Annotated in this window: 14 protein-coding genes, 2 pseudogenes and 1 CRISPR repeat array; of the genes and pseudogenes, 9 read left to right on the top strand and 7 right to left on the bottom strand. The window is 66.5% G+C overall.

Annotated features, from left to right (window positions below):
* Positions 1 to 4 precede the first annotated feature (4 nt).
* From ACIHFB_RS44540 to ACIHFB_RS44525, 4 genes are all read right to left on the bottom strand, one after another.
* On the bottom strand, positions 5 to 769 hold the full coding sequence (locus tag ACIHFB_RS44540) for a transposase (protein WP_400129891.1): 765 nt from the start codon (positions 767 to 769) through the stop codon (positions 5 to 7).
* 360 nt (positions 770 to 1129) lie between these two features.
* Positions 1130 to 2305 carry a hypothetical protein gene (locus tag ACIHFB_RS44535; protein ID WP_400129866.1) on the bottom strand — a complete coding sequence of 392 codons (1176 nt, stop codon included), beginning with the start codon at positions 2303 to 2305 and terminating at the stop codon, positions 1130 to 1132.
* 55 nt (positions 2306 to 2360) lie between these two features.
* Positions 2361 to 4043 (bottom strand): prenyltransferase/squalene oxidase repeat-containing protein, encoded by a 1683-nt coding sequence (locus tag ACIHFB_RS44530; RefSeq protein WP_400129864.1) that lies wholly within the window; start codon positions 4041 to 4043, stop codon positions 2361 to 2363.
* Positions 4040 to 4297, bottom strand: a complete 258-nt coding sequence (locus ACIHFB_RS44525; protein ID WP_400129863.1) for a hypothetical protein — start codon at positions 4295 to 4297, stop codon at positions 4040 to 4042. Before ACIHFB_RS44525 ends, ACIHFB_RS44530 begins: the two co-directional genes overlap by 4 nt.
* A gap of 476 nt (positions 4298 to 4773) precedes the next feature.
* On the opposite strand from ACIHFB_RS44525, the gene ACIHFB_RS44520 reads away from it, so the two are divergent.
* Positions 4774 to 5208: a hypothetical protein gene (locus tag ACIHFB_RS44520; protein WP_400129862.1), complete on the top strand. Its 435-nt coding sequence runs from the start codon at positions 4774 to 4776 to the stop codon at positions 5206 to 5208.
* Between the two features lie 77 nt (positions 5209 to 5285).
* Positions 5286 to 6299 carry an NAD-dependent epimerase/dehydratase family protein gene (locus tag ACIHFB_RS44515; RefSeq protein WP_400129861.1) on the top strand — a complete coding sequence of 338 codons (1014 nt, stop codon included), beginning with the start codon at positions 5286 to 5288 and terminating at the stop codon, positions 6297 to 6299.
* Here ACIHFB_RS44515 and ACIHFB_RS44510 read toward each other — a convergent pair whose 3' ends face one another.
* A complete protein-coding gene (locus ACIHFB_RS44510) occupies positions 6300 to 7634 on the bottom strand; it encodes a DNA-binding protein (protein ID WP_400129860.1) in 1335 nt (444 codons plus the stop codon).
* A gap of 1240 nt (positions 7635 to 8874) precedes the next feature.
* Here ACIHFB_RS44510 and ACIHFB_RS44505 point away from each other — a divergent pair.
* The 5 genes and pseudogenes from ACIHFB_RS44505 to ACIHFB_RS44485 all read left to right on the top strand — a co-directional run bounded on the left by ACIHFB_RS44505 (position 8875) and on the right by ACIHFB_RS44485 (position 14731).
* A pseudogene (locus ACIHFB_RS44505) lies at positions 8875 to 9643 on the top strand (transposase).
* A gap of 337 nt (positions 9644 to 9980) precedes the next feature.
* Positions 9981 to 10706, top strand: a complete 726-nt coding sequence (locus ACIHFB_RS44500; protein ID WP_400129890.1) for an SAVMC3_10250 family protein — start codon at positions 9981 to 9983, stop codon at positions 10704 to 10706.
* Positions 10707 to 10746: 40 nt separating this feature from the next.
* Positions 10747 to 12849, top strand: coding sequence for an AIPR family protein (locus tag ACIHFB_RS44495; RefSeq protein ID WP_400129859.1), 2103 nt, complete (start codon positions 10747 to 10749; stop codon positions 12847 to 12849).
* A 1-nt stretch (position 12850) separates the two neighbouring features.
* Positions 12851 to 14251 (top strand): protein kinase, encoded by a 1401-nt coding sequence (locus ACIHFB_RS44490; RefSeq protein WP_400129858.1) that lies wholly within the window; start codon positions 12851 to 12853, stop codon positions 14249 to 14251.
* Positions 14252 to 14374: 123 nt separating this feature from the next.
* Complete coding sequence (locus ACIHFB_RS44485) at positions 14375 to 14731, top strand: hypothetical protein (RefSeq protein ID WP_400129857.1); 357 nt, start codon at positions 14375 to 14377, stop codon at positions 14729 to 14731.
* Between the two features lie 2 nt (positions 14732 to 14733).
* Here ACIHFB_RS44485 and ACIHFB_RS44480 read toward each other — a convergent pair.
* Positions 14734 to 15290: pseudogene (locus ACIHFB_RS44480) on the bottom strand (IS5 family transposase); the annotation flags it as partial.
* A gap of 172 nt (positions 15291 to 15462) precedes the next feature.
* Here ACIHFB_RS44480 and ACIHFB_RS44475 point away from each other — a divergent pair.
* Complete coding sequence (locus ACIHFB_RS44475) at positions 15463 to 16470, top strand: hypothetical protein (RefSeq protein WP_400129856.1); 1008 nt, start codon at positions 15463 to 15465, stop codon at positions 16468 to 16470.
* 231 nt (positions 16471 to 16701) lie between these two features.
* Positions 16702 to 17159: a CRISPR direct-repeat array (repeat unit 29 nt; unit sequence GGACAGACCCTCACGCGTGTGGGGAAGAC).
* A gap of 169 nt (positions 17160 to 17328) precedes the next feature.
* Here the strand turns inward: ACIHFB_RS44475 and ACIHFB_RS44470 are convergent.
* Complete coding sequence (locus ACIHFB_RS44470; RefSeq protein WP_400129855.1) at positions 17329 to 21027, bottom strand: NB-ARC domain-containing protein; 3699 nt, start codon at positions 21025 to 21027, stop codon at positions 17329 to 17331.
* A 1213-nt stretch (positions 21028 to 22240) separates the two neighbouring features.
* Here ACIHFB_RS44470 and ACIHFB_RS44465 point away from each other — a divergent pair.
* Positions 22241 to 22399 (top strand): hypothetical protein, encoded by a 159-nt coding sequence (locus ACIHFB_RS44465; RefSeq protein ID WP_400129854.1) that lies wholly within the window; start codon positions 22241 to 22243, stop codon positions 22397 to 22399.
* The last annotated feature ends 40 nt before the right edge of the window (positions 22400 to 22439 follow it).

Raw genomic sequence — 22439 nt, 5'->3', positions numbered from 1 at the left:
GAACCTATCCGCACGAAAATGGGCCTGCGTCCACTTGATGGACGTGGCACTGCCTCCGTCCGCGCGCGAGAGATAGAGCCGCCAGGTGTCTGTGATTTCCCCGTGCTAGCTCCCGACGCCAGTCATGTGCCGTGACGTTGACTGCGCGTTGCGGCGGCCTGGCCTTCGTGGACCTGGCCGGCGTCCTCGGTTCCCACCGGTGACCGAACTGCCGTTGGGCAGTGCGCTGTCGTAGCAGGCAGCGAGACGCTCGCCGAGAGTGCCCGGGGTCGACGAAGTGGGTGGCGCGCTCATCCATGCGGCGACGGCGGCGACGCGCTCGCCGCCCGGAGCGCCGCACGCCAGCCTTGCGTTGCAGGCCGCCACGGTGCGGCAGGTAGATCGCCTGGTAGATGGTCTCGTGCGCCAGGTGGCGGTCCGGCTTGTCCGGGAACGCGGCGCGCAAGACCTGGCTGATCTGCTCCAGGCTCCAGCGCCGGTCCAGGTGCTGCTGGATGAACTGCTTCAGCTCCGGATCGCGCCGTATCTCGCCCTCCTTCGAACGGGCGCGGCGCACAGCAGCACGCCGCCGAGCCTTGAACGGGTGGTACTTGCCCGTGCGGGGGTCGCGGTCGCGGCGTACCTCCCGGCTGATCGTGGCGGGGTCGCGGCCGAGTTCACGGGCGATCGCGCGCAGGGACTTCTTGGCCCGCAACAGGTCGGCAATGGTGATCTGCTCGTCCTCCGAGAGGTAGCGCGGCGAGACGTCGGAAGTCGGCTCCTCGGCGATCGGCGGGTAGAACCGGTCGCGTCCTGTCCGGTCGGTGTCCTTGCGCCCGTACCTCCATCGGGTCCCGGTCCTCCGGCTTGGGTTCTAACGCTTGTTGCAACGTTCCTTGATCATTCGGTGTGTGTTGATGGCGAGGTAGGGACGTAAGCACAGACTGGACCTTGACGTTGAGTACCGGCGTCTTTTGGTGGCCGGGGTGGGGAGCAAATCGAGTGGATGCTGAAGCCGGCTAGGATCTCGGCGCCATCCCCGTGGGTGCAGGGAACGCTTCGAGCACCAGGGCGAACCTGGCCTGGACTTCGGGACCATCCCCGCGGGGGGAGGCGAAGAGCACGAATCTCCCATCGATGGAGGAGACTGTCATGCCCGCCTCTGGCTCTCACTTGGTGGGTTGTCCGTGCGGTCAGGATCCGACCGCGTGTCGCCGTCTTCGTGCGTTCCGGTCACGGCTGACTGCTCTCCTTCGAGGACGCGGTCGTGTAAGCAGCCCCACCACCAGGCAATAGCGGGAATGGGAGGCGGGTTCCCGACGTCCGGTCCGTGATCTGGCCCGCCGACGGCCACGTTCGCCAGAAGGTCGGCATATCGCGTATCCACACCCTCGCGGTAGCGGGAGCTGGTGTGCCAGAAGTGGGTGCTGCCGGCCACCACCCGGCCGAGATCCCCCAGGTACTGGGTAAGTGCCGCGGAGGTGCCACAGCGCGTCTGCTCGCGCAGCCGCAGGAACAGTGCCATGGTCTGGTTGCGCAGGCCGACCGTGTCCGCCAGGCCCTGCAGGGTGTCCCCGCCCCGCCGTATGGCGCAGAGCGTGACGATGCTGGTATCGGCCAGTTGGTCGGTCAGCTCCTTGGGCAGCGAGAAGATGTCGTTGTCGTATGCGGCGAGCAGCCAGGTCATCTCGGTCAGGGCGCGTACCGGCGGTGCGACGAGATCGGCCGATGCGAGGTGATAGTTTCCCGCGATCTCGCAAAGGGTCGTAATCACGCCCATGCCCACGTCGGAAAGACGCATCGCGGTCACCCGCGCCAGGTCACCCACGCCGACTTCACGCTGGGCCCTTTGCCACACACCCCCGAAGAACGCCTCCCTCCAGGACACGGCCAACCGGTGCGCATGCACCGGCGTGGCGAGGGCGAAGAGGCGTGTACGCAGGTCAACCAGGGCCAGGGCGAGAGGATCGTCATCCAACGGCGGACATAGCGGCGCGTCCAGCAGACGCAAGAGACGATGGAGGCGGACGACGAGAACGTCCCGGTCCGTTGTCAGATCGTCGATCAGGTCGTCGACGATAAAGCCCCAGCCCATGAAGTCGGCAGCAAGCTGCGCCCGCTCCAGGTCGGCGTACGGGTACCAGACGGCAGCCAGGCGGCCGAAACCTGCGCGGGCCAGAGCATCGCAGTACCTGTCATCCCGGCATATCGCATAGTTCCTGACGAAGGTGATCGCTTGTTCGTTGATGAACTCACTCTGCGCATGCATTGCCACTGGGATGGGGTTCCACAAAGGGGCGACAGGGATCTGTGGTGTGGCGGTCATCTCACCTCGCTTCGGGTGGGGCCAGCCCAGAGGCTGCATCCACCGTGGGAGTTGGCTAGGGCACAGCTGCGGATCCGGGCGCCGGTTCTTCGACTGAGCCCGTGGGGCGAGTTGGCGCTGGTTGCTTCGGAGCGGTGGTTGCGGTTCGCAGGGCGTAGTGGAGTTGGGTGAAGGCATCCAGGACATGGACGTCGGCCAGTACTGGGTAGTCGAAGGGCAAGGGGCGTGGGCCGAATTGGTCGGGGACCGATGTGTAGCCGCCGTCGGCATTCTGGTGGGCAAGGAGGTAGTGCAGTCCACGTCTGAGGGCGTGGCGGTCGCCGGTGTAGGCGATGACCGTCAGGGCGTGCGCGGTGGACACGACGTCGCTGTCCTTGCCCGGGTGGTAGCCCCAACCGCCGTCGGGATTCTGGGTCTTGGCGAGGTATCTGGTGCTTGCCAAGGTGGCGTGAGCGATGCGTGCGCTCCGGTCCGCAGAAGCTGGAGGGACGTGGCGAAGGGCGTCCAGAACCCGGTGGATGGCGCTGGACCGGCTGCGAGTCCAGCTGTTTTCGAAGGTGCCGTCGCCTCGCTGAGCGGAGAGGAGGAAGTCGACGCACTTGTCCAGGAGCGGGGCGTGGTCTTGCCAGGAGGCGGACAAGGCCATGACGGCCCCGGCGGTCATATCGGCCTCGCGTTGATGGCCGGGCATGTAGGTGGGAAATCCTCCACGGGGGTCGGCCATCGCGCCCAGGTACTGCTCTGCCCGAGCGAGTACCTGCCGGTATCGGGCTGTGTCTGTGATGCGCAGGAATTCGATGCAGACAGCCGTGTCGTCGACGTCGGTCTGGGAAGTGGTCTCGGTGTACCCCCAGCCACCGTCGCGCTGCTGCAGGCCGGAGATCCGGTCGCCCATCTGGATCAGGAGCGATTGTGGGGCCCGAGCTGCGGCGAGTGCTCTTCCGGCCAGGGCGGTCACAAAGATCTCCTGGCCCGCGATGAAGGGCAGGCCGCCGTCGCTGTTGCGGATCCGGCACAGGGCAGCGATGCCGTTGTGCAGGAGGGGGCTGTCCGGTTGGCAGGCGTGGAGGGCGTGCAGGGCGATCAGGTGCGCGAGCGCGTTCCCTTCCCACACCTGATCGAGGCTGGCGGATGCGAGTCTGCCGGCCAGGTAGTTCCGGTCTGCGGTGCTCACGGCAGCGTGTCCTGCGCGTGCATGGCCGTGGAGGATCTTGATGGCACACAGGGACAGCTCGGTCCATGCCGCGTATCCCTGGTAGTGGAGGGTGTGCGCGTCAGTGTTTGTGTCGGTGGGCATGACGCCCGTCAGGGACAGCAGCGTGCTGAGCATGAGGCGTTTGCGGGCCCCGGTGTGGTGCCGGAACTCATTCAGATAGGCCACTGCCCGGTCGTGCTGCCCGGGTTGTCCCATGGCCGCTTCGACGATCATGGTGTCCATGGGGCCGTCCGGGCGGGCGTTGCGCAGGTATCCTGTGAGACCGTCGTGGACGGTGGGCAGGGTGCGGGTCTTGCGTAATAAGGACAGCAGCAACGCTGACTCCAGCACACGGCTGCCACACTGGTCCCGGACCAGGCCGTCCTCTTCGACTCGACTGTTCAGGCGGTCACGCAGGCGCTCTGCCTGGAGCCGGATGTGCGCTAGGGAGCGGTCCAGGTCCGGCTGCGTGCTGTCCGTAGACGCGGCGGGGTTGTTGCTGGCGTCGTAGGAGGGCGTCTCGCGGCCGGTGGTGGTGCTCATGAGGCCGGCCTTTCGGTGGTGTCCGCGGTCCGGCGGATGAGGGCAGTCAGTTCACGAGACAGTGCGAAGTGTTGGTGCTCCGCGGCCGCTTCGACGAGCTTGACGTCCTCGTAGCCGTGTGCGGCGAGCCATCGCAGCACGTCGTCCACCAAGACGTCGGGCACCGAAGCGCCGGAGGTGACGCCGACCGTGGATACCGGATCCGGCCAGCCCGCGGCATGCGGGGTGAACGACACAGGCGTAGGGATGGTCATGGCAGGGCCTTTGCAGCGGGCTCACGCAGCCCCACCAGGAGGGCGTGATCGTGGGAGTGGATTCCTTCATCGCACTGCACGCCGTCGGAGCACCGTCACCCTCTGCCAGAAGGCAGAACGTGTCACATGGCGCACCATCTCGCTCTGGTTGAAGGGCGAACGGACTGCGATGAAGGACGCGTACCCCGAACAATGCGTCCCACAGCAGTGACACGACCTTGGTCAGGGGCGTACGACAGCACGCTCAGCGCTCATACGCACGGCACGGCCAACGCCGTCCCCCGCGCACGGAACAGCCCCTTCCGGTATCTGACTGCGCGGGCGCATGCCGAAGGGGCCCGCCCTCTCTCGTCTTGAACATGATTGGTGATCTTGGCGGGTGGGTTGGTGCTGCTTCGTGTGCGACGACTCGGTGAACACGAAGGAGCCTTGGGAACGTGGTTGTTGGTGGCTGACGGTCTTGGCATGATCGCGAAATGAGTGGAAGCGCGGACCGAATTGCCTTGTGGGGGCGTTCACTGTTTGAGCGTCAGCGGGACCCGGTCGTGTGGGCGGGCGGTGTGCTCGAGGCTGCTTCGGTGACGCTGGGAAAGTCCCTGGAGGTCCAAGCTGCGTTGGCTCTTGCCGTAGACAGCACGCAATGGCCGCAGGGTCGGGCGGTCTTCGATCGGATCCGTCAGTGCGGGCTCGACAAGGACGAGCCCCTGACGGCTGCGGAGTACCTGGGTTTCCGGCTGGCGGAGCTGGTAGCGAAGCTCGCGCACAATGCGGCTGGTCCGCCTCCGCTTTTCGATTATCACGCAGGCTGGCAGGTGGGGCCGATCGCTTTCCGTCTGGCTGGCGAGTTGAGGGATCCGGCTCTTCGCCACCGCCTGGCTGCCGTCCTGGGCGGGTGGCCGGAAGCAGAGTGATCCTCCGTGATGCCGATTGCCTGCTAGGCCAGAGCGCCGCTTCCCACGCCTCTCCCTGTGACGGCAGGATTGGGGGCATGCGCATTCTGGTGATCGGCGGGACCTGGTTCCTGGGCAAGTCCATTGCAGAGCGAGCGCTCGCGAGGGGGTGGGCCGTTACGACCTTCAATCGTGGGCGGTCCGGCCCGGACGTTGAGGGAGTTCAGCCGGTCCATGGGGATCGTACGGTTCGGGAGGACCTGGGCCGGCTTGCGGGACACGGCCCGTGGGATGTCGTGATCGATACGTCCAGTTCCGACCTGGCGCCGCGCGATGTCCTGTTGTCCACCACCGTCCTGCGGGAAGCGGCACAGCGGTGGGTCCACATTTCCACGGTGTCCGTGTACGAGGGTTGGCCTCACCAGCCGCTGCATGATGCTTCCCCGCTGCTGGAGTGCCCCGCGGATGCGGACGACAGGTACGGGTACACGGGCGAGGACGGGAGCCCCACGGCCTATGGATTTCAGAAGGCGGGCGGTGAACGCGCGGTGACGGAAGCCTTCGGGGAGGCGTCCGTCTTCCTGCGGCCAGGTGTGATCCTGGGACCCGGGGAGTATGTCGGCCGTCTGCCCTGGTGGCTGAACCGGGCCAGGCGCGGCGGGCGCTTGGTGGCCCCGGCTCCGGCTGGGCAGCGCATCCAGCCGGTAGACGTCCGGGATGTTGCTGAGTTCGCGTTGGACCAGGCCGTGAGCTCGACGAGCGGCGGCTACAACGTCACGCACCCGGAGGGGATCACTTTTGACGGCTTCGTCCGTGAGTGCCTGACGGTGACGGACAGCACGGGAATCCCGGTGTGGGTGGCACCGGAGATCCTGGTCGACCAGGGCGTGAGGCAGTGGACGGAGGTGCCCCTGTGGCGCACCCACGCCGGCGTATGGTCGGTGGACTCGGCAGGGGCCGTCGCTACAGGCCTGCGCTGCCGGCCGATCGTTGAGACGATCCGGGACACGTGGGCATGGCTGGCCCGGGACGGACGCCCCGTGGACCACCCGAGGTGGGCAGAGCACGGGATCGCCCCGGAGAAGGAGGCGAAGATCCTCGCCTCCCTGTGATCAGGCCTCGATCGCCAGGAGACCGACGTGCGGGCCGATCTGGTGCGGCGGGGAGACGCGGTTGAAGTCCTCGATTCTTTCCCGGAGTTGCCCGGGGAGCTGCGCCCCGTGGTAGGTCGGGCGTGACAGACGGCGGTGGATACGGGCCGTGCGGACCACGATGCCCGTCATCCGCTGATCGGTCGGGATCTCCCAGACCGGCGCCAGCGCTTCAGCGGCTCCCTCCACGTCATTGGCCAGGAGGCGTGCCATCGCCAAGTCGGCCGCGGCCCCGCCCTGGACGTGAGCGGACTGTGCATCGGGTGTCCGTTGTCCGAGGAGGGCGAGCGCATGGCGCGCGGCGGCCTCCGCCTGGCCGCTGTCGCCGATGATGAGCGCTGTGGTGCTGTTGGACATGGCAAGCCGCTCGGCGGTGAAACCGAACTCGCCGCCCACCGCGTCGTGCAGCTCGTCCATGCGGTCGCGGCCGGGCTCCTGGGAGAGGCGGATAGCGCGCGTCGCGGATGCGATGTCTCCCAAGTGGGCGTACGCGCGTGCCTGGATCGCGTGCAGGCGGCGCTCTGCGACGTCGCCGAGCCCGCCGTAGGACAGCGCGCGTTCGGCTTTGACCACGGCTTCGGTGTTGTCGCCCGCGTGGTAAGCGATGTAGGCCAGCGAGCCGTCGACGTAGGCCCGCAACGGGGCGAACCGTGTGGTCTCGCCGAGCAGGGCGGCGGTGCGGGCAAACGTCCGCGCGTGGCGCAGGTAGCCGAGATCGAAGGCCGCGGAGGACAGCAGGGCCGCCACCTGGCCGTTGAGGATCATCAGGGCTTGGAGCTGCGCAGGCACCTGCGTACGGTCCCTGTGGTCCTCGACCTTCACACGCAGTTCTTCGGCATTCTCGAACGCCCTTAGCGGCGCGAGGCGGTGATAGCGCTGCGCGAGGGTGACGACTTGGTCGCGGAGCTCGTCGATGGTGTTGTCAGAGATGGACACACCGGCGGTTGCGTCGGCGGCCTCATGAGCATCACGTGCGGTCATTGCGATTCGTTCTTCCAGATCCAGGTGGTATGCGGGTACCTGGGAGTCGATGACCTCAGACGGGTGTGCGAACTGTTGCTCCGCGGTGTAGCCGGGGAACATGCGCTCAAGAATCGCGCACGTCTCCGGGCCCGGGAGGCCCACGAGCTTGCCGCCCGTCCAGCGCCGGAACTGAGGCTCGCCGCACGTTGGATTGTTGGGGTTGTGGCCGAACAGCTCAACGCCGGTCAGCGTGAACCGCTCATTGAACTTGCGATAAGGCAGCTTCTCCCGGTCACACAACGCCTTGAGCACTGTGTTCGGCTCGCCGCCCATAACGCCCCCAGTCTCCAGCGCCGTCGAGACGGCGCGTCTGCGGATCGATTCCTTCTCGGGAAGGGGATACCGCTCACTCCCAGTGTGACAACACGCCCTGTGCAGAAGCGACTTCAAAGCTACCCCGGGGCTATGTCCGTCACTCAGAAGCGGCTCAGAGGCACCCCCTCAAGAGATGGCGGGGCTACGGGCGAGCGGAGAACGCTGATCGCCAACCCCGTGAGCGGGGGCTTCCCGTCCCCGCTCCCTGACCAAGGCGTGACGATGACCCGATCAGGAACTACGCAGGAGACTGCCGCCGCTCGCACCAACCCGGATACCGCCGAGGACGTGCTGTACGAGGACGACGATGAGCCGGCCCGCTCTGGTGCGACTTCTCATTTTGGTGTCACCATTGGTTCTCACTTAGATGCCATGCATCTCTGCCGGTCACAGCGCATAGGAGCTGGCATCAGATGAGAAGGCTTGGTGACATCGATTGAGAATCTCCAGCGCAGCGAAATGAGAATCCCAAGGGGGTTAGCCTTCTGACCTGCAGTCTTCTATCCCGATTCTAGTGAATGCTCGGTTCGGCGGCTGGTAGTCCGGCTGTGCCCTGGGGCAACTTCGCTGGGGGCAAGAAGCGTGGCCTCGCTGGTAGCTCGCTGCACCCCCGGCTCGGGGGTCGCGTGCTTCGATCCCGTAAGAATCGGGCCGGAAGGTGCCTGCTGGTGGCCAGACGGGGCACTGCGGGCGATATTTCGGACGTCCCGGTCCGTTTGATCTGGCCTTCCCAGGCTACGGAGTCCCGCGAGCGGAAGTTGCCGGGCTCCCTGGAGGGCGTGGGGTCTGTAGTGCGACGAAGTCGGACTCGACGGACTCCCACGCGTGTAGGAAAGATGGCCCGCCGGATGAGGATGCCTGCCACCTCGTCGAGGACTTCCCCCACGCGTGCGGGGAAGACGCCCCCGCCGCCATGGCCACGGGCCTTCAGGTCGACAGACCCCCACGCGTGTGGGGAAGACCCTTAACGACCTGCTTCAGGGGTTGCCAGGTACATGAGGGCGTGGCCGGATCCAGCCGAGCAGCTTTGAGGGGTCTTTCGGGGTAAAGGCGATAGGGGGGAGGATGCTGGAAGGCGAGGTCGCGGTGGAGGCCGGAGGGCGGCCCAAGCTGAGGCTGGCTGGGTTCACAGCTGTTTTTCCCCACTCCGCCTAAGACTTGTCCCGTAACTGCTGGTCACGGGTGAGATGATCTTGGTGTGGCTGGTGTGATCACGGCGTCGGAGCCGTCCTGGATAGCCCCGTTCACGGGGCTGAGCCCGCCAGTTCGGCAAGGTTCTCACCGCGTTGCGACGCGAGGGCGCGGACCCGGTCCGCAAGGGCCGGCCCTGGAGCCTGCCGCTGGAGGACCGGGTCCTGCTGGTCGCCGCGTACTGGCGAACCAACCTGACACTGCGCCAACTCGCGCCGCTGTTCGGGGTGTCGAAGTCTGCGACGGACCGCATCGTCAACCACCTCGGGCCGGCGCTGGCACTGCAGCAACGCAAGCGGTTCCGGAAGGACACGGTGTTGATCGTGGACGGAACCCTGGTGCCCACCCGGGACCACAGCATCGCCGAGCAGTCGAAGAACTACCGGTATTCGACCAATCACCCGGTCGTCATCGACGCTGATACCCGGCTCGTGGTCGCCGTCGGACGGCCGCTGCCCGGCAACCGCAACGACTGCAAGGCGTGGGAACTGTCCGGCGCCAAGGACGCCGTCGGCAAGACCACCGTGATCGCGGACGGCGGCTACCGGGGCACCGGTCTTGTCATCCCGCACCGCCGCGAGCGGGGCCAGACCGAACTCCCAGCCTGGAAAGAAGAACACAACACCTCCCACCGCAGGGTCCGCGCACGCGTCGAGCACGCCTTCGCCCGCATGAAGACCTGGAAGATCCTCCGCGACTGCCGCCTGAAAGGCGACGGCGTCCACCACGCCATGCTCGGCATCGCCCGACTGCACAACCTCACTCTGGCCGGATGACGGAGAAACGAGCAGGTCACCCACCACGTCAGAGATCATTTACGGGACAAGCCTTAGCCGGACTGTAGTTCACCCTTGCTTGTGGGGTTGCCGGGTGCGTGGGGGCCGTGGCTGGATCCGGGCTGGCAGCGTTTGGCGGCTGCGACTTGCTATTCGGCGTCCTCTGCGACGCAGAGCGGGGCCTTCGTTACAGGTATAAGGAAGGCTCATTGTGATCTGCAGGATTCGACGTTGGTGGCGGCCTTTTACCTGCCCTGCCAAAGGTGGCTGAGATGGCGCTGCTGCCGGGGCTGACGTGGCAGGATGGGGGATCACGTGGAGTGGGGGGCCGTTGAGCGTGTATCGCGAGTTTGTCTACCTGTCGGATGCGAAGTTGCAGCAGTTCGGGTCGCCGCGGCGGCTTGTTCTGCCCAGTGCCCTGCGGCTGAACACGCCTGTGGGGGGTGTTGACGTCGATGCGCCGGCAGCTGACATCGAGCGCGATCGGATGCGGCAGTTGGAGAAGCTCGACAAGTACCTGGGGGAGCGGGCGGAGTGGTTCGCCCAGCCGGGACTGCGTGCGGCGCAGTGGGTGTGGTTCGAGGCGCCGCTGCGTTGTGTGACGTTGCAGGGCGACTATCAGCACATGGTGCTCTTCGCTGATCCCGCTGCGAGGGAGGATCCGGGCTATGAGGGGCAGACGGGTTGCCGTCTGCTCCTGCATGGATCCTCCCGCCACCTGCGAGGGTTCGCGCCTGCCGCGGTTGAGGCGCCTGCACTGGAGGGCATCGAGGGCGGCTCCAGCTTCGCTACGACCTTCCTGACCACCGCCGGGCAGGCAGTACGCGCCTTGTCCCTGGAGCACGAGGTGGCTGCCGAGGGGACGAGGCCCCCGCTGACTGGAGTGAACGGGGCGGGCGTGCGGGAGCTGTTGGAGGCGATCGACGCCAGCCATAGCCAGGTACCAGGTGCCTGGATGTCAGGGTTTGCCCGCGTGACCGCTGAGCTGCCGGCCACCAGTACGGCGCCGCGTTGTGTGGTGGCCAGCCCGCTGAGTGTGGAGTACATGCGCGAGCAGGCGTGAGCGGCCAGCGCCCGGCGTATTCAACGAGGAAGGGGACTGCGTGGTGAATGATTCCGCCCTGCCCAGCACGATGAGGTTTGTGCGGAATCACCTCCTGCATACCTATCGGCCGTGGATCGACATGTCCGACGTCCCCCACCGCGATCTTCAACAGCAGGACATGATCCTTCTGTCCAGGGCTCTGGCCGCCCAGGCGGTCAGCATGCTCACCGGCTGCAGTCCCAAGGAGGCCGCCGCATCCGTCGTGGACGGCCCCGGAGACTCGGGCATCGACGCCATCGCGTTCTCCAAGGGCGGCTCCGACATCTGGCTGGTGCAGGCGAAATGGAGTGACAGAGGCCGAGCCCAGCTGCGGGAGCAGGACGCGGCTGTCCTGGTGACCGGACTGCAACGTCTGGCCGACCAGCGCTACGAGGGCTTCAACTCCCGTATCCGTGCATCGATCAACCGCATCAATGAGGCCCTCAGCTCCCCACGCTGCCGGATCCATCTGGTGGCAGCACTCGCCGGCGACGCCCCCCTGTCCCCGCAAGTCGAGCGTCAACTGGCCCTGGTGGGAGAGAGTTTCGGTTTTGCCGACCACGTCCCGGTCACCGTGATCACGTTGGGACTGGCCGACTTCCATTCCGCGGCACGCACCGACACCATCCCCGCCGCCGTAGACCTCTCCGCCACCCTGACTGACGGCTGGCACCACATCGACGTCCCCTACCCGGCCTACAGCACCAGCATCTCCGCCGAAGAGATCGCCTCTTGGTACAACACCCACGGCGACCGGCTGCTTGACGCTTCGCTGCGCTCGCACTTTACCGGCCGACCTGACCCTGCGGCATTGAGCCGACTGGTCAGCGCACCCGAGGAATTCTGGTACCTCACCAACGGCATCACCGTGGTCTGCGATGCGATCGATCAGCAGTACCTCGCCCGCAGAGCAACGGGGCAGCCGCTGCGCCTGCGGCTGCATAACGCCCGCGTCGTCAACGGGGCCACGGTGCTTGCGACGGTTGCCCAGGCCGTCGATCAACGTCCGGGGACCGGCGATCTGGCACTGGTGCCGGTGCGGATCGTCTGCCCCGGCGAAGCCTCCCAGAGCTTCGTCGCCGCGCTCACCCAGGCACGTGATACCGAAGGCTCGGTGGATCCCCTCGACCTTGTCGCCGTCGATCCCCTCCAGCAGGCGCTGCGTGAGGAGTTCGCCGACGAACTGCACCTGGAGTACGTGTACAAAAAGGGTGCGGTGGCACCTGCCCCGAACGCTGGCTGCACCATGCAGGAAGCGGCGGTCGCCCTGGCTTGCGCGCACCCGGACGTCTCGCTGTCCGCCCGTGCCGGCGCTGATCCCGCCTACCTGTGGCGCCCCGCTTCGCAAGACGGCGCCTGCACGCGCCTGTTCGGCGGACGGCCCAGCGCCCGCCAGATCTGGCAGTGCGTCCTGATGCTGCGCCACGTGAGGACCGCCCTGGTCTACGCGGCCATGGGCGGAGCGTCCCGCAGCCGCGACTTCGCCAGCCACGCCGATCTCCTGATCGCCCACCTAGTCTTCCGCAGCCTCGATCCCGACCTTCTTGAGGAACTCTCCTCTGCTGACCGATCCGAGGATTGGACCCGCCAGCGTACGCGGGAGATCGCTGACCTCGTCGTATCGGCGACCGAGCGCCTCTTCGGCCAGCACCTCTTTCTGGCCAGCGTGTTCACGGACGAACGCAAATGCCATGTGCTCGCCGAAGACGTCATGCGTTCACTCACCACGTCCCCCACGTGGGCCGCCCTCGATACCCATAGCTCCAGACGCCCGCGCAACAGCGTCATGGTGCTCGTCGAGCACGACCGGATCCTCGAAGGCACACGGTTGATGTACCGGCCCACGCCGGCCGAAGAACGCGTCATCGGTGAGTGGCTCAGCGAGGACCCCCGCCGATACCTCGCCACCTGGACCAACCACCCCAAACGTCCCCTGGTCTGGGAAATCGACCATCGGGCCTACTCACCCAGCGCCCTGGCGCGCCACATCTGGAGCGAGGCCGGCTGGGACGACACCCCTTCCGCTATCCAGGGGTCCACCAGGTGGGTTGTCCCTGGTGAAGGCACACTCGCCGACCTAGCCGCGGCGATCATGCCGGCCACCGGCAACGGCGGAGAGTGACATGCGCAGAATCGGACGGTTCGAGCTGCGCACTCTGATCGGCCAGGGCAGCATGGGACACGTCTGGCAGTCCTGGGACACTCAGCTCAAACGCCCCGTCGCCGTCAAGATCATCAACCCTGAGCGGCTCGTCGAGCAGCCCAACAGCATCAGCCCTGAGGCCGTCGCTGCCCGTTTTTGCCGCGAAGCTGAACTCGGCGCCCGTTTCATCCATGCCGGGCTGCCCATGCTCTATGACGCCGAGCTAAACGGCAGCCCGAGCGACCTGTACATGGTGTGGGAACTGATCGTGGGGCAGGACCTCTCCCAGGTCCTCAAGGAGGAAGGCGGTCGCCTGCCCATCAACCAGGCTCTGGCCTTCACCATCCAGATCGCTGACACCCTGGCCTGTATCCACGCAGACCCTGTCATCCACCGCGACCTCAAGCCATCCAACATCATGGTCACCGGAGGCCCGCAGACGAAACTGCTCGACTTCGGCGTCGCCGCCGTCTATGGAGGCGACTATCCCCGCCTCACCCAAGAAGGCCAACTCCTGGGCACCGTCGCCTACATGGCTCCCGAGCAGTTCATCGACCGCGGCGTCATCGTGCCGCAGACAGACCTTTATGCGCTGGGATGCCTGCTCTACGAAATGCTCACCGGCCAGCCCCCGTTCACGGGCGATGCTGCCAGCGTGATGGATGCACACCGCACCCGCATCCCCATTCCAGCCAGTGAACTGCGACCCGATATCCCGCCGGGCATCGATGACCTCCTCATGAGCCTGCTCGCCAAGGAAACCGCCGACCGTCCAGCCTCAGCACACCTCGTCGCACAACAGGTCGCCCCCTACCTCACACCATCAGACCCCACCCAGCCCCCCACTGACATGGAAGCCGGCCAGGCCGCCGACGACCCCGCTGCCCCGCTGGCCGCACTAGAATTGTTGCCAGCGACGATACGCATCGTCCAGGCACAGGCCTTCTTCGACGCCGGACACTTCGGAGAAGCCCTGCCCCTCTACAACAAGCTCGGACTCGAACCGGCCGCACCCGAGGACAACCCACGCCAAGCAGCAGAGTGTCGCGCCAAGGCCGCGTTCTGTCACCTGCGACTGGGCAACCTCCCCAAAGCCCTCGACGAATACACGGCCCTCGCCGCAGAGCTGACTCAGGACACCCCGCCAGAAGACCATCTGTTGCTTGAAGTGCGCAGCCGCGTCGGTCTGCTGCAAGCAGCCAACAACAGACCAGGGGAAGCACTCGCCACCTTCGCCGCCATCTACCCCCTGCTGTTCCAACACCTCGGCCCGGATGACCCCTTGACCAACGAAGTCCGCACCATCTTCAACCGTCTCAACCGGCTCGGCGTGAACATTCCGCGGCCAACTCCCACCCCTGTCGAACAGGGGGCGACCTGACGGCACCAGCGCCCATGCGGCCCCTTCACGACGTGACTCCTCCGACCGGATAAGACATCGTTTCTTTTGGCGCCTGTCCGCCGTCAACGTTGTCTTGTCATTGCGGTGTGAGAGCCTCCGGGCATGAGTTACGACTTGGCCGTCTGGGAAGGAGAGCGGCCGGCAGATGACAGGACCGCCGGTCGAGTCTTCGAGGATCTCTTCGACCGCTACTTGGACACAGCGGTGGGCCCTCCTCCGACCGAGCGCATCGCGGCTTACGTTGCCGCGCTTGTTGAGCGGTGGGGTGACGTGACTGATGATGTGGAGGACGCATCGCCTTGGGCCGCAGGGCCGTTGATCGGCGGGGCCGGTGGCCCGCTCGTCTACTTCCCGATGAGTTGGAGCAGGGCTGAGGAGGTCTCTGCTTGGGCAGCGGCTCTCGCGGACTCGATGGGGCTGGTCTGCTTTGATCCTCAGCAGAATCGACTCAGGTCCTGACGGACACGGTGGCGGATTCCGCGCTTGCGTAGCCATCGGCGCAGGTGGTCGTAGTCGTACCCCTTGTCGGCGTGGAGCTTGGCCGGACGTCGACGGCGCGGGCCGCGTCGGGAGCGGATGGGCGGGATGCCGCGTACGAGCGGTTCCAGGCCAAGGCTGTCGTGCATGTTGGCGCCTGAGATGCCCAATGACAGGGGCAGCCCGTTCCGGTCCGTGATCAGGTGGATTTTCGATCCGCTCTTGCCGCGGTCGGTCGGATTCGGTCCGGTCAGGGACCCCCTTTTGTCGCCCGGACACTGACGGAGTCGATCGCGCACCGCGACCAGTCCAGCTGTCCTCGGGCGCCGAGTTCGTCGAGGATGACCCGGTGGAGGCGGGCCCAGACCCTGGCTCGGCTCCACTGGGCGAAGCGCCGGTAGACCGTGGGCCAGGCCGGCCCGAACACCGGCGGCAGCTGCCGCCAGGTGCAGCCCGAGGTGGCCACGAAGACGATCGCCGCCAGCGTCTCGCGGTCACCTGCCCGCCGCCGTCCCCCGCCCTGCGGACGGTTCGGCGTGGGGCCGCGGGAGCCGAACGGTGAGGTCGAGGTGTCCAGTCGCGGCGCCTGGCTGGCAAGGATGTGAAGGCGACGCCAGTACACCGGGCATGGGCCCTGCCCGCGGCAGGCGACCAGCTGTCAGCATGTGAGCGACGATGACCGTTACTGCTTCAGCTAGTGAAAGACCTTGTGCATGACGCACTCGATCGCCAGGCGTGCCGCAGAATTGATGAGTTCCATTCAAAATGGTCCGATTCGCACGCAATGGCACTGGTTGGGTTATAACTTCAATCCAAAGACGCCTGGCTTCGCGATGGTGGGAGGGCCGACGGTGATGGCGCTGGCGGCCGGTGATGCGGTGATGCCGGGCTTCGCCGCAGAGCAGCTCAAGCGATTGGAGTCGTTCGGCGGGGCCGAGAAGGATCTGGGCCACTATCAGCAGATTCTGGCCTGGTACTGCGAAGTGCTGGTCGTGGCGCATCTGGCCGCCTACGGCTGGCCGGCTCCTGCAGCGTTTGAGATGGAGCCGGTCGCAGGCGGGGCGAAGGCCAATCCCGAGGTCGTGATCAAGCTTGATGGTGTCGGCGCGCTCGGTGTTGAGGTCAAGGCTGCTGACCTGCGTGTACACAGGGAACAGCGGGCGTCGAACGGGTGGCAGCTGAACGCCCGCACCGCGGCGTCTGAAGCGTTGCGCGACAAGGCCGTGACATTCCCTCGCGACAACCCGGTCAAGGACTTCCTCATCAGTGCGGACAAGAAGTTCGCCGGCTTCCGGGCGACGGATCCAGACTTTTGGTCGGTTCTTGTCGTCGTGTGGGACGACTTCGTCAACGAGCCTCTGACGGCGTTGACCTCTCCGGCCTCGGGACTGTTCACCCCCAGGTCGTTCTACCGCGCTGATGGTGGCGCGGTTGAGTTCGCGAACGTGGACGCGGTCTTGTTGGTCAGACATCAGCACCACGTGGTGGAGGGTCTTGCGGGCCGGCCGTTGGCCGATAGCCGGGCACATCTTCTGGACTACGGCCGCCCCGGTGGCCTTCCCCCGCACGCGCTGGTGACGAACCCGGCGGGGCGCGCCTTGGCAGCCGAGTTCTTGGCGGCGTTGCATGCTGTCCCGGTGGAGGCGCTGAACGCTGCAGCGGAATACAACCCTGGGGAGATGGTGATGTGGGTCAACACCACCGAAGACACAACAGGTTGACCCGGCAGTGCCTCATGGTCGGCAGGGTCGTCGTCCCGGGGCTGCTCGATGACGACCAGCACTGACAACCACCGACAACGCAGCCGCAGGCGCGGTCTGCCATAACGGCGGGGGACGACCCCTACGTGTATGAGGAGGTCCCGTGGATCCACCGCGACCATATTCACCAGCCCGACAGACCCCACGTGCGTGGGAATACGGGCTGGGTACGATCAACCCCATCCTCAGAGAGGGCGGACCCCCACACGTGTGGGGACGACCCGGAGCGCTTTCCCGGCTCTGTGACCGTCACCGACAGACCCTCACGGGCGTGGGGAAGACGAGGAAGAGCTGTTCGCGTCCGTCGACGCTCTGGACAGACCCCCACGCGGGTGGGGAAGACGGCCCTACCTTGCTCTCGCAGGTCTACGAGGCGGACAGACCCTCACGCGTGTGGGGAAGACCGAGTTCCTGGCCGGGCTGATCGCGTGCGGGCAGGACAGACCCTCACGCGTGTGGGGAAGACCTTGGCGGCCATCCCGGACGGCGTGACGGTCATGGACAGACCCTCACGCGTGTGGGGAAGACGAGGCGCTGTTGCCGCTGTTGGTGGTGGTGTCGGACAGACCCTCACGCGTGTGGGGAAGACACCGGCCGCATGTGCATCCGCGGCGCCCAAAAGGACAGACCCTCACGCGTGTGGGGAAGACCCTTGCTCACCTGTGGTTTTGGAGATTGGCAAGGCGTTTTCTCTTTACTTTACATGACCTGGCCGTGCGTGTGAGGGCTGCTGCCTGGCCGCGGTCGTCCTTGGTGGTTTGGCCTGAACTGCCCGCCTGGTAGGTGGATTTGGGCTCGCCAGTAGCGCTGTGGGTGGGCTTATCTGTGGGGTTTCTTCCGTTGGGCGCGGGTTGACCGGCGGGGTTGCTGGCGGGCTGTAGCCGGCGGCCGGTGCTGTACGGAGGGTGTGGGCTGGATGCGGACGGATACGAGTCCTGCTGCGAGGAGGCCGTTGTCGCTGGCGCTGTTGATGTGGCGGCCGAGTTCGGTGGGTGAGGCCATGAGGCGCCGGTGTGTGGGGGAGTGGTGGAGTTCAAAGCCGTAGCCGAAGTAGACCACCGCGCTGTGGCGGGTGCGGGCCGCCTGTCGCCATTGGCTGGAGGCTCGTATGGTCGCGCGGGCGATGACGGTGCCGTCGTCGTGTTCGAGAGTCAGCTGCTGGCCGGTCAGCACAAGGGTGAGGTGCTGGGGTGAGATGAGGGTGGGCTGCGGTCCGACCAGGCGGCGCAGGCCCTTGTCGCAGGCTCGGTGGACCTGAAGCTCGATGGACTTACCGGTGTCGGGGGAGGTGGCACCGACCATCTTGTGGGGTTGCAGGATGACCACAGCCTTCGGACCGGGCAGGAACTTTCGGGCTTCCGGCAGGAGGAGGTCGATGGTGGAGTGTCCGGCGAGGCCGCCGTAGACCGGATCTGTGGACAACGACAGCACCGCGTGGCAGCGGGCAGTCGCGTAGGCGTCTTTGACCGCTGGATCCCGATCAAGCGAGGGCAGGCCGGTGGCCAGGATGGCGTCTCCCTCCTCCTGGTAGTTGCGGTGCACCGTCTCACCCATCACGGCCGACAGCCGCGGCATTAAGCCGGAGTAGATCCGCTCCCACACGCTGTCCGGATCGTAGGGCTCGGTGAACGTCTTGTCGTTGAGCCGGCTCATCTGCTCCAGGAACCCCCCATACTGGGAGTTTCCGTTCATGGCCTGCCAGCTGTCGTGCACCACCTGCAGCAGGATGAACCGGGCCTCATCGGTGGCCGTCTCGAGCGCCGGATTCTCGGCGATGCCGGTTTCCTCCAGCAGCCGTCCCAAAAGTTCCACCGCACGCTGTTCTCCCTGGGTCACCCACGTCCAGGCGCAGTGGCAGCCGACGTTGTGCACCAGGTGGTGCAGGGCAAACCCGTACAGCGTGCGAGGGCCGGCGTAAGGCAGAAAGTCGCTGAGCGCAGCAGCGGCCTGCTCCCACTTGTCCTGCAGGACGAGGGCCTCGACCAGGAGGCGTTTGAGGTCGGCTGTGGCGGCAGACCATGGATCGGTGCTGCTGGCCAAGGCGGCGGTGGCAGTGTGTTCGGCGCGTTCGGCATCCCTCTGTTCCAACAGATTCTGGACGGCGAGGAGGTCTTTTACCGCCTGTGTCGTCTTGGTGGGGAGCACGTCGGCCAGGGCACGGAAGTCCTCCAGCAGTTGCGCGAGCGCAGGGTCCGGCTGGTCGCGCAGTCGCATTTGCAGGATCCGCGACGCCTCGGCCGCGAGGTTAGCGACGGGCTCGGGCGGCGGCCCGTCGAGCTGGCGGAGGTACAACAGCACGGGACGCAGATGGGCGGCAACACGGGGGCCGGCGTCGGCTTGCTTGCGCAGCTGGGCAAGGTGTGCAAGCAGGGTGTGCGCCTGGGCGGCCAGTCCCATGTCCGGGTCGCCGGCACGGCCCAGCCACTCCAGCTCCAGCTCCAGCAGGCTGTGGGCGGCTTCGTACTGACCGTGGGCATGGTTAAACGCCGCCAGGTTGCCCATGAGCAGGGCCGTGTACCCGTCGGCTGTGCGCGTGGAGCGGATGTGCCCGACCAGCGCGGTGGCGTGCTGGGCCAGCTCCCAGGTCCGTTCCGCCTGCCCGGAGAGCAGGGCCCCGCGCAGCCAGCGGTCGGTGTGACAGGCCACATGGGACAGGCCCGCCGCCACCTCTGACTGCGACAGCCCCAGGTGCCGGGCCAGAATGTCCTGCAGCACCGCGTTCATCGACACCGTGTCGTCACTGCCCGGAAAAGTCTCCTTGCGGGTTGGCAGCGGCTCGTCATACCGGACCAGGGAGACATCGGTCAGTTCCCGGATGACCTCGCGCACCGGAACCTGCGCCTCGTCGAACACCACCCAACCGGGAGCCGGTGGCAGGTCTTTGGGGCCGACGAATGCACTCGCCAGCGCCAGATGCACCGGCGCCCGGCGAGGGGCAAGCCAGCACAGTGCGGCGACCGCGGCCAGGGTCGGCTGCAGCAGACCACGTGAGCGGGCGCCGCTGATCAGACGCTCGGTGCTCAGCGCCACGGCCGCCGCCAGCGTCCGCGGATACCCGGCAGGCACCGACCGCTCATCGTCCGCGGCCCGATGGATCAGCGTATCCGTGTAGACGTGAAGCCGGTCCACGCCGATACCGCAGCTGACCAGATAGCCGCAGGCCACCTCAATCGCCAGCGGCCAGCACTCCAGTACCTGGGCCAGCCGGGACAGCGCCGCCGCGTACTGCTCAACCTCGCTCTCACTCAAGTCCATTCGCAGCCGCAGCAAGCAGAGTGCCTCCTCACCGCTCATCGGGCTCAGATCGACGCGCCCTTGCACACCGTGCCAGTGCCCGCCCAGCGTCGTGACAATGACCCGGCCTCGCCCGCGACGCGGGATCCAGGCACTGGCCAGGGGCGCGCTCGCATCGTCGAACACCATCAGCCACCGCCCCGGCAGGGACTGCAACGCGGCATGCACCCGCTCCCGTACCAACCGCGGATCCCGCACCTCTGCCGGTTCCTCACTGCCGGTCAGATGCGCCAGCACGCGGGCGAACGACGCGACCAAAGCCTCCTCGCTCTCGGCATCCACCCAGAACACCGCGTCATAGCGGAAGGCCTGATCAGCGATGTGGGCCGCAGCCAGGCTCGACTTTCCCAGTCCCGACAGCCCGGTGACGACACACGTCCTCACCCCCTCATCGCCCTCCTCGTCGGGAGAGAGAACCTCTGCGATCCCATCGACGACGTCCGCGCGCACCACCTCCGGAATGGGCGGCAGCTGTCCGTAGACGATCCCGAACTCCTGCCGGCCGACAGCCGCAATCAACTCCTCGTCGCCGACCAGCACCGACCGGTGAAAATCCCGCACATCCCAGTCCGCCAGGCCAGGGTCGGCCGCACGGCGCATGACCTCGGCCACCAAATGACCCAGCACCAGCCCTCCGGCCCTGCGCGACAATCCCTGCCCGGCACGCACCCGCTCGGCGCGCAGCGCGTCATTGAGATCCGCACGCAGCTGTCCGTCGCTGCGGCCGTCGAACTCGACCTCCGCGCGCGCCAGACGCTCCCAATGCTCCTCCGGCAGTGCCTGGCAGATGCCCCACGCAGCGGGTGCCTTCGCCAGGAGGTCCTTCAGGTCGGCCTTGATCCGCGGCACGTCACCGCGTTTACGGCGCAACAGCTCAGCGAGCCGCAGACATCCCTCATCCGGCACGGCCGAGGTGATCAGCTGGTATCGCTCGGCGTCGATCCCGGCGACCAGATGCACCAGCACCGTCACCGCCTCGCGTGCCCGCACAGTCCGTCCCGCTCCGGCGCTCTTCACTTGGACCGCCATCAGCGAGTGGCCATCGGTGTCGGTCAGATCGAAATCGACCGAATCCGCGTGCTGGAGCGACACCGTGTCTCCGGGCCCCTCGATGCGGCAGGCAGCCGCCTTGCCGGTGCGCACACTGGCCAGCATGGCTTCGACCGTGCGCAGATACTGATACTGGAACCCGCGAGCGGCGATCCGCCCACCGTCGAATGCCACGCAACCCCCTGCGCCGGAACCGACTTGTACTCGTAAGGCTAGGCGCGGGGTCTGACAACGAGCCTTCCCACGACACCACCCGCGGCTGCTTTCGGCCTCAGCCCAGCCACACCTCACGGCACCAGGAACAGACCGGGCCATGCATCGGACGTAGGGACAAACGATCCCCAGGACGGGAAGAGCGGGAGCCGATCGGTCGTCACCGCGACAGTCCGCAGCCGCCACCGCACCCGTCTGCCGCGCCATGGAAGGATCTGGCAGGCCCAGCTCCCGGCACTGTCGAACTGCGACTCCGCGCTTGTGGGAAGAACTGGCCTCGTACGCCACCGTGGCGGAAGCCACGACAGACCTCCCCACGCCTGAGACCCTGTGCGGGGAAGACCACACGAGGACGTTGATCTTTCCGACCTTGGCGGACAGACCCCCACGCGCATGGGGAAGACCTGAACCATGGACTGAGTTTGCTCTTGCTCCAGGAAAGACCCCACGTGCATGGGGAAGACGACGACCACAACTACACACTTGACGTGGACAGACCCCCACCTGCGTGGGGAAGAACCGGTGATCAGCACGACGTCGCTGCAGGCGTTGGACAGACCCCCACGTGTGTGGGGAGCACGCCAGGCCGTTCGCTCCGGCGGCGAAGGCCATGGACAGACCCCCAGGTGCGTGGGTAAGGCCCACAAGCACGGCATCCCCACCGACCAGACTATGACAGACCCCCAGGTGCGTGGGTAAGGCCCTTGTCTGCCTGTGGTTTTGGAGATCGGCGGGCTGTCTCTTGCTTACTTTGCATGGGCTGGCTCCGGCAGATCAGCATCGAGGTGAGCCTGCTCGGCATGCGGCCCCCAGGCGCTCAACTGCCCAGTGCCCGGAAGTAGCTCGCCCTATTTCGCCACTAACCTGCTTGCTGCAAGGAGAGAACTGAGGGAGCGCAGCGAGTGGTGCAGCCTGACGAATTCGAAGTCTCGTACACAACGGAGGACTTCCCCGATACCTTCAACCGGACCGGCCGGATAGTCTTCACCGTCGAAAGCTGGCGCACGCCCTGTTCGTCACGGGCAGAGCACCACAGGACCAGGTCGCGTGCGGCTGGACATCCGTCTACGAATGGCTGCACCGCGTCGCACTAATCCCCGGCCTAGGTCCGCCGCGCGCCCACAGGCCGCGCACCCGCTCCGACCTCGCACGAAGCCTCGACCGCTCGGAGAAGGTGGAACTCTCCTACGCCCTAGGGCAGGCCATGACCGGCGTCTTCAGCCAACAGGTCGTCTCGGTACGGTTTCTGATGCACGTAGACCGCTATGCGGCCCGCCACGGCATCCGGTTCACCCCCAACACCCGGCGACATGCCGACCTCTTCGGGGAGTAACGGTCAGGTGAATGGGTCGTTGCCGAGGCCAAGGCCGGTC

The organism is Streptomyces sp. NPDC051963, from assembly GCF_044593495.1.
Taxonomy (GTDB): Bacteria; Actinomycetota; Actinomycetes; order Streptomycetales; family Streptomycetaceae; genus Streptomyces.
Note: the sequence above shows the minus strand (reverse complement) of the source record. Positions and strands in the feature narration are given on the sequence as shown.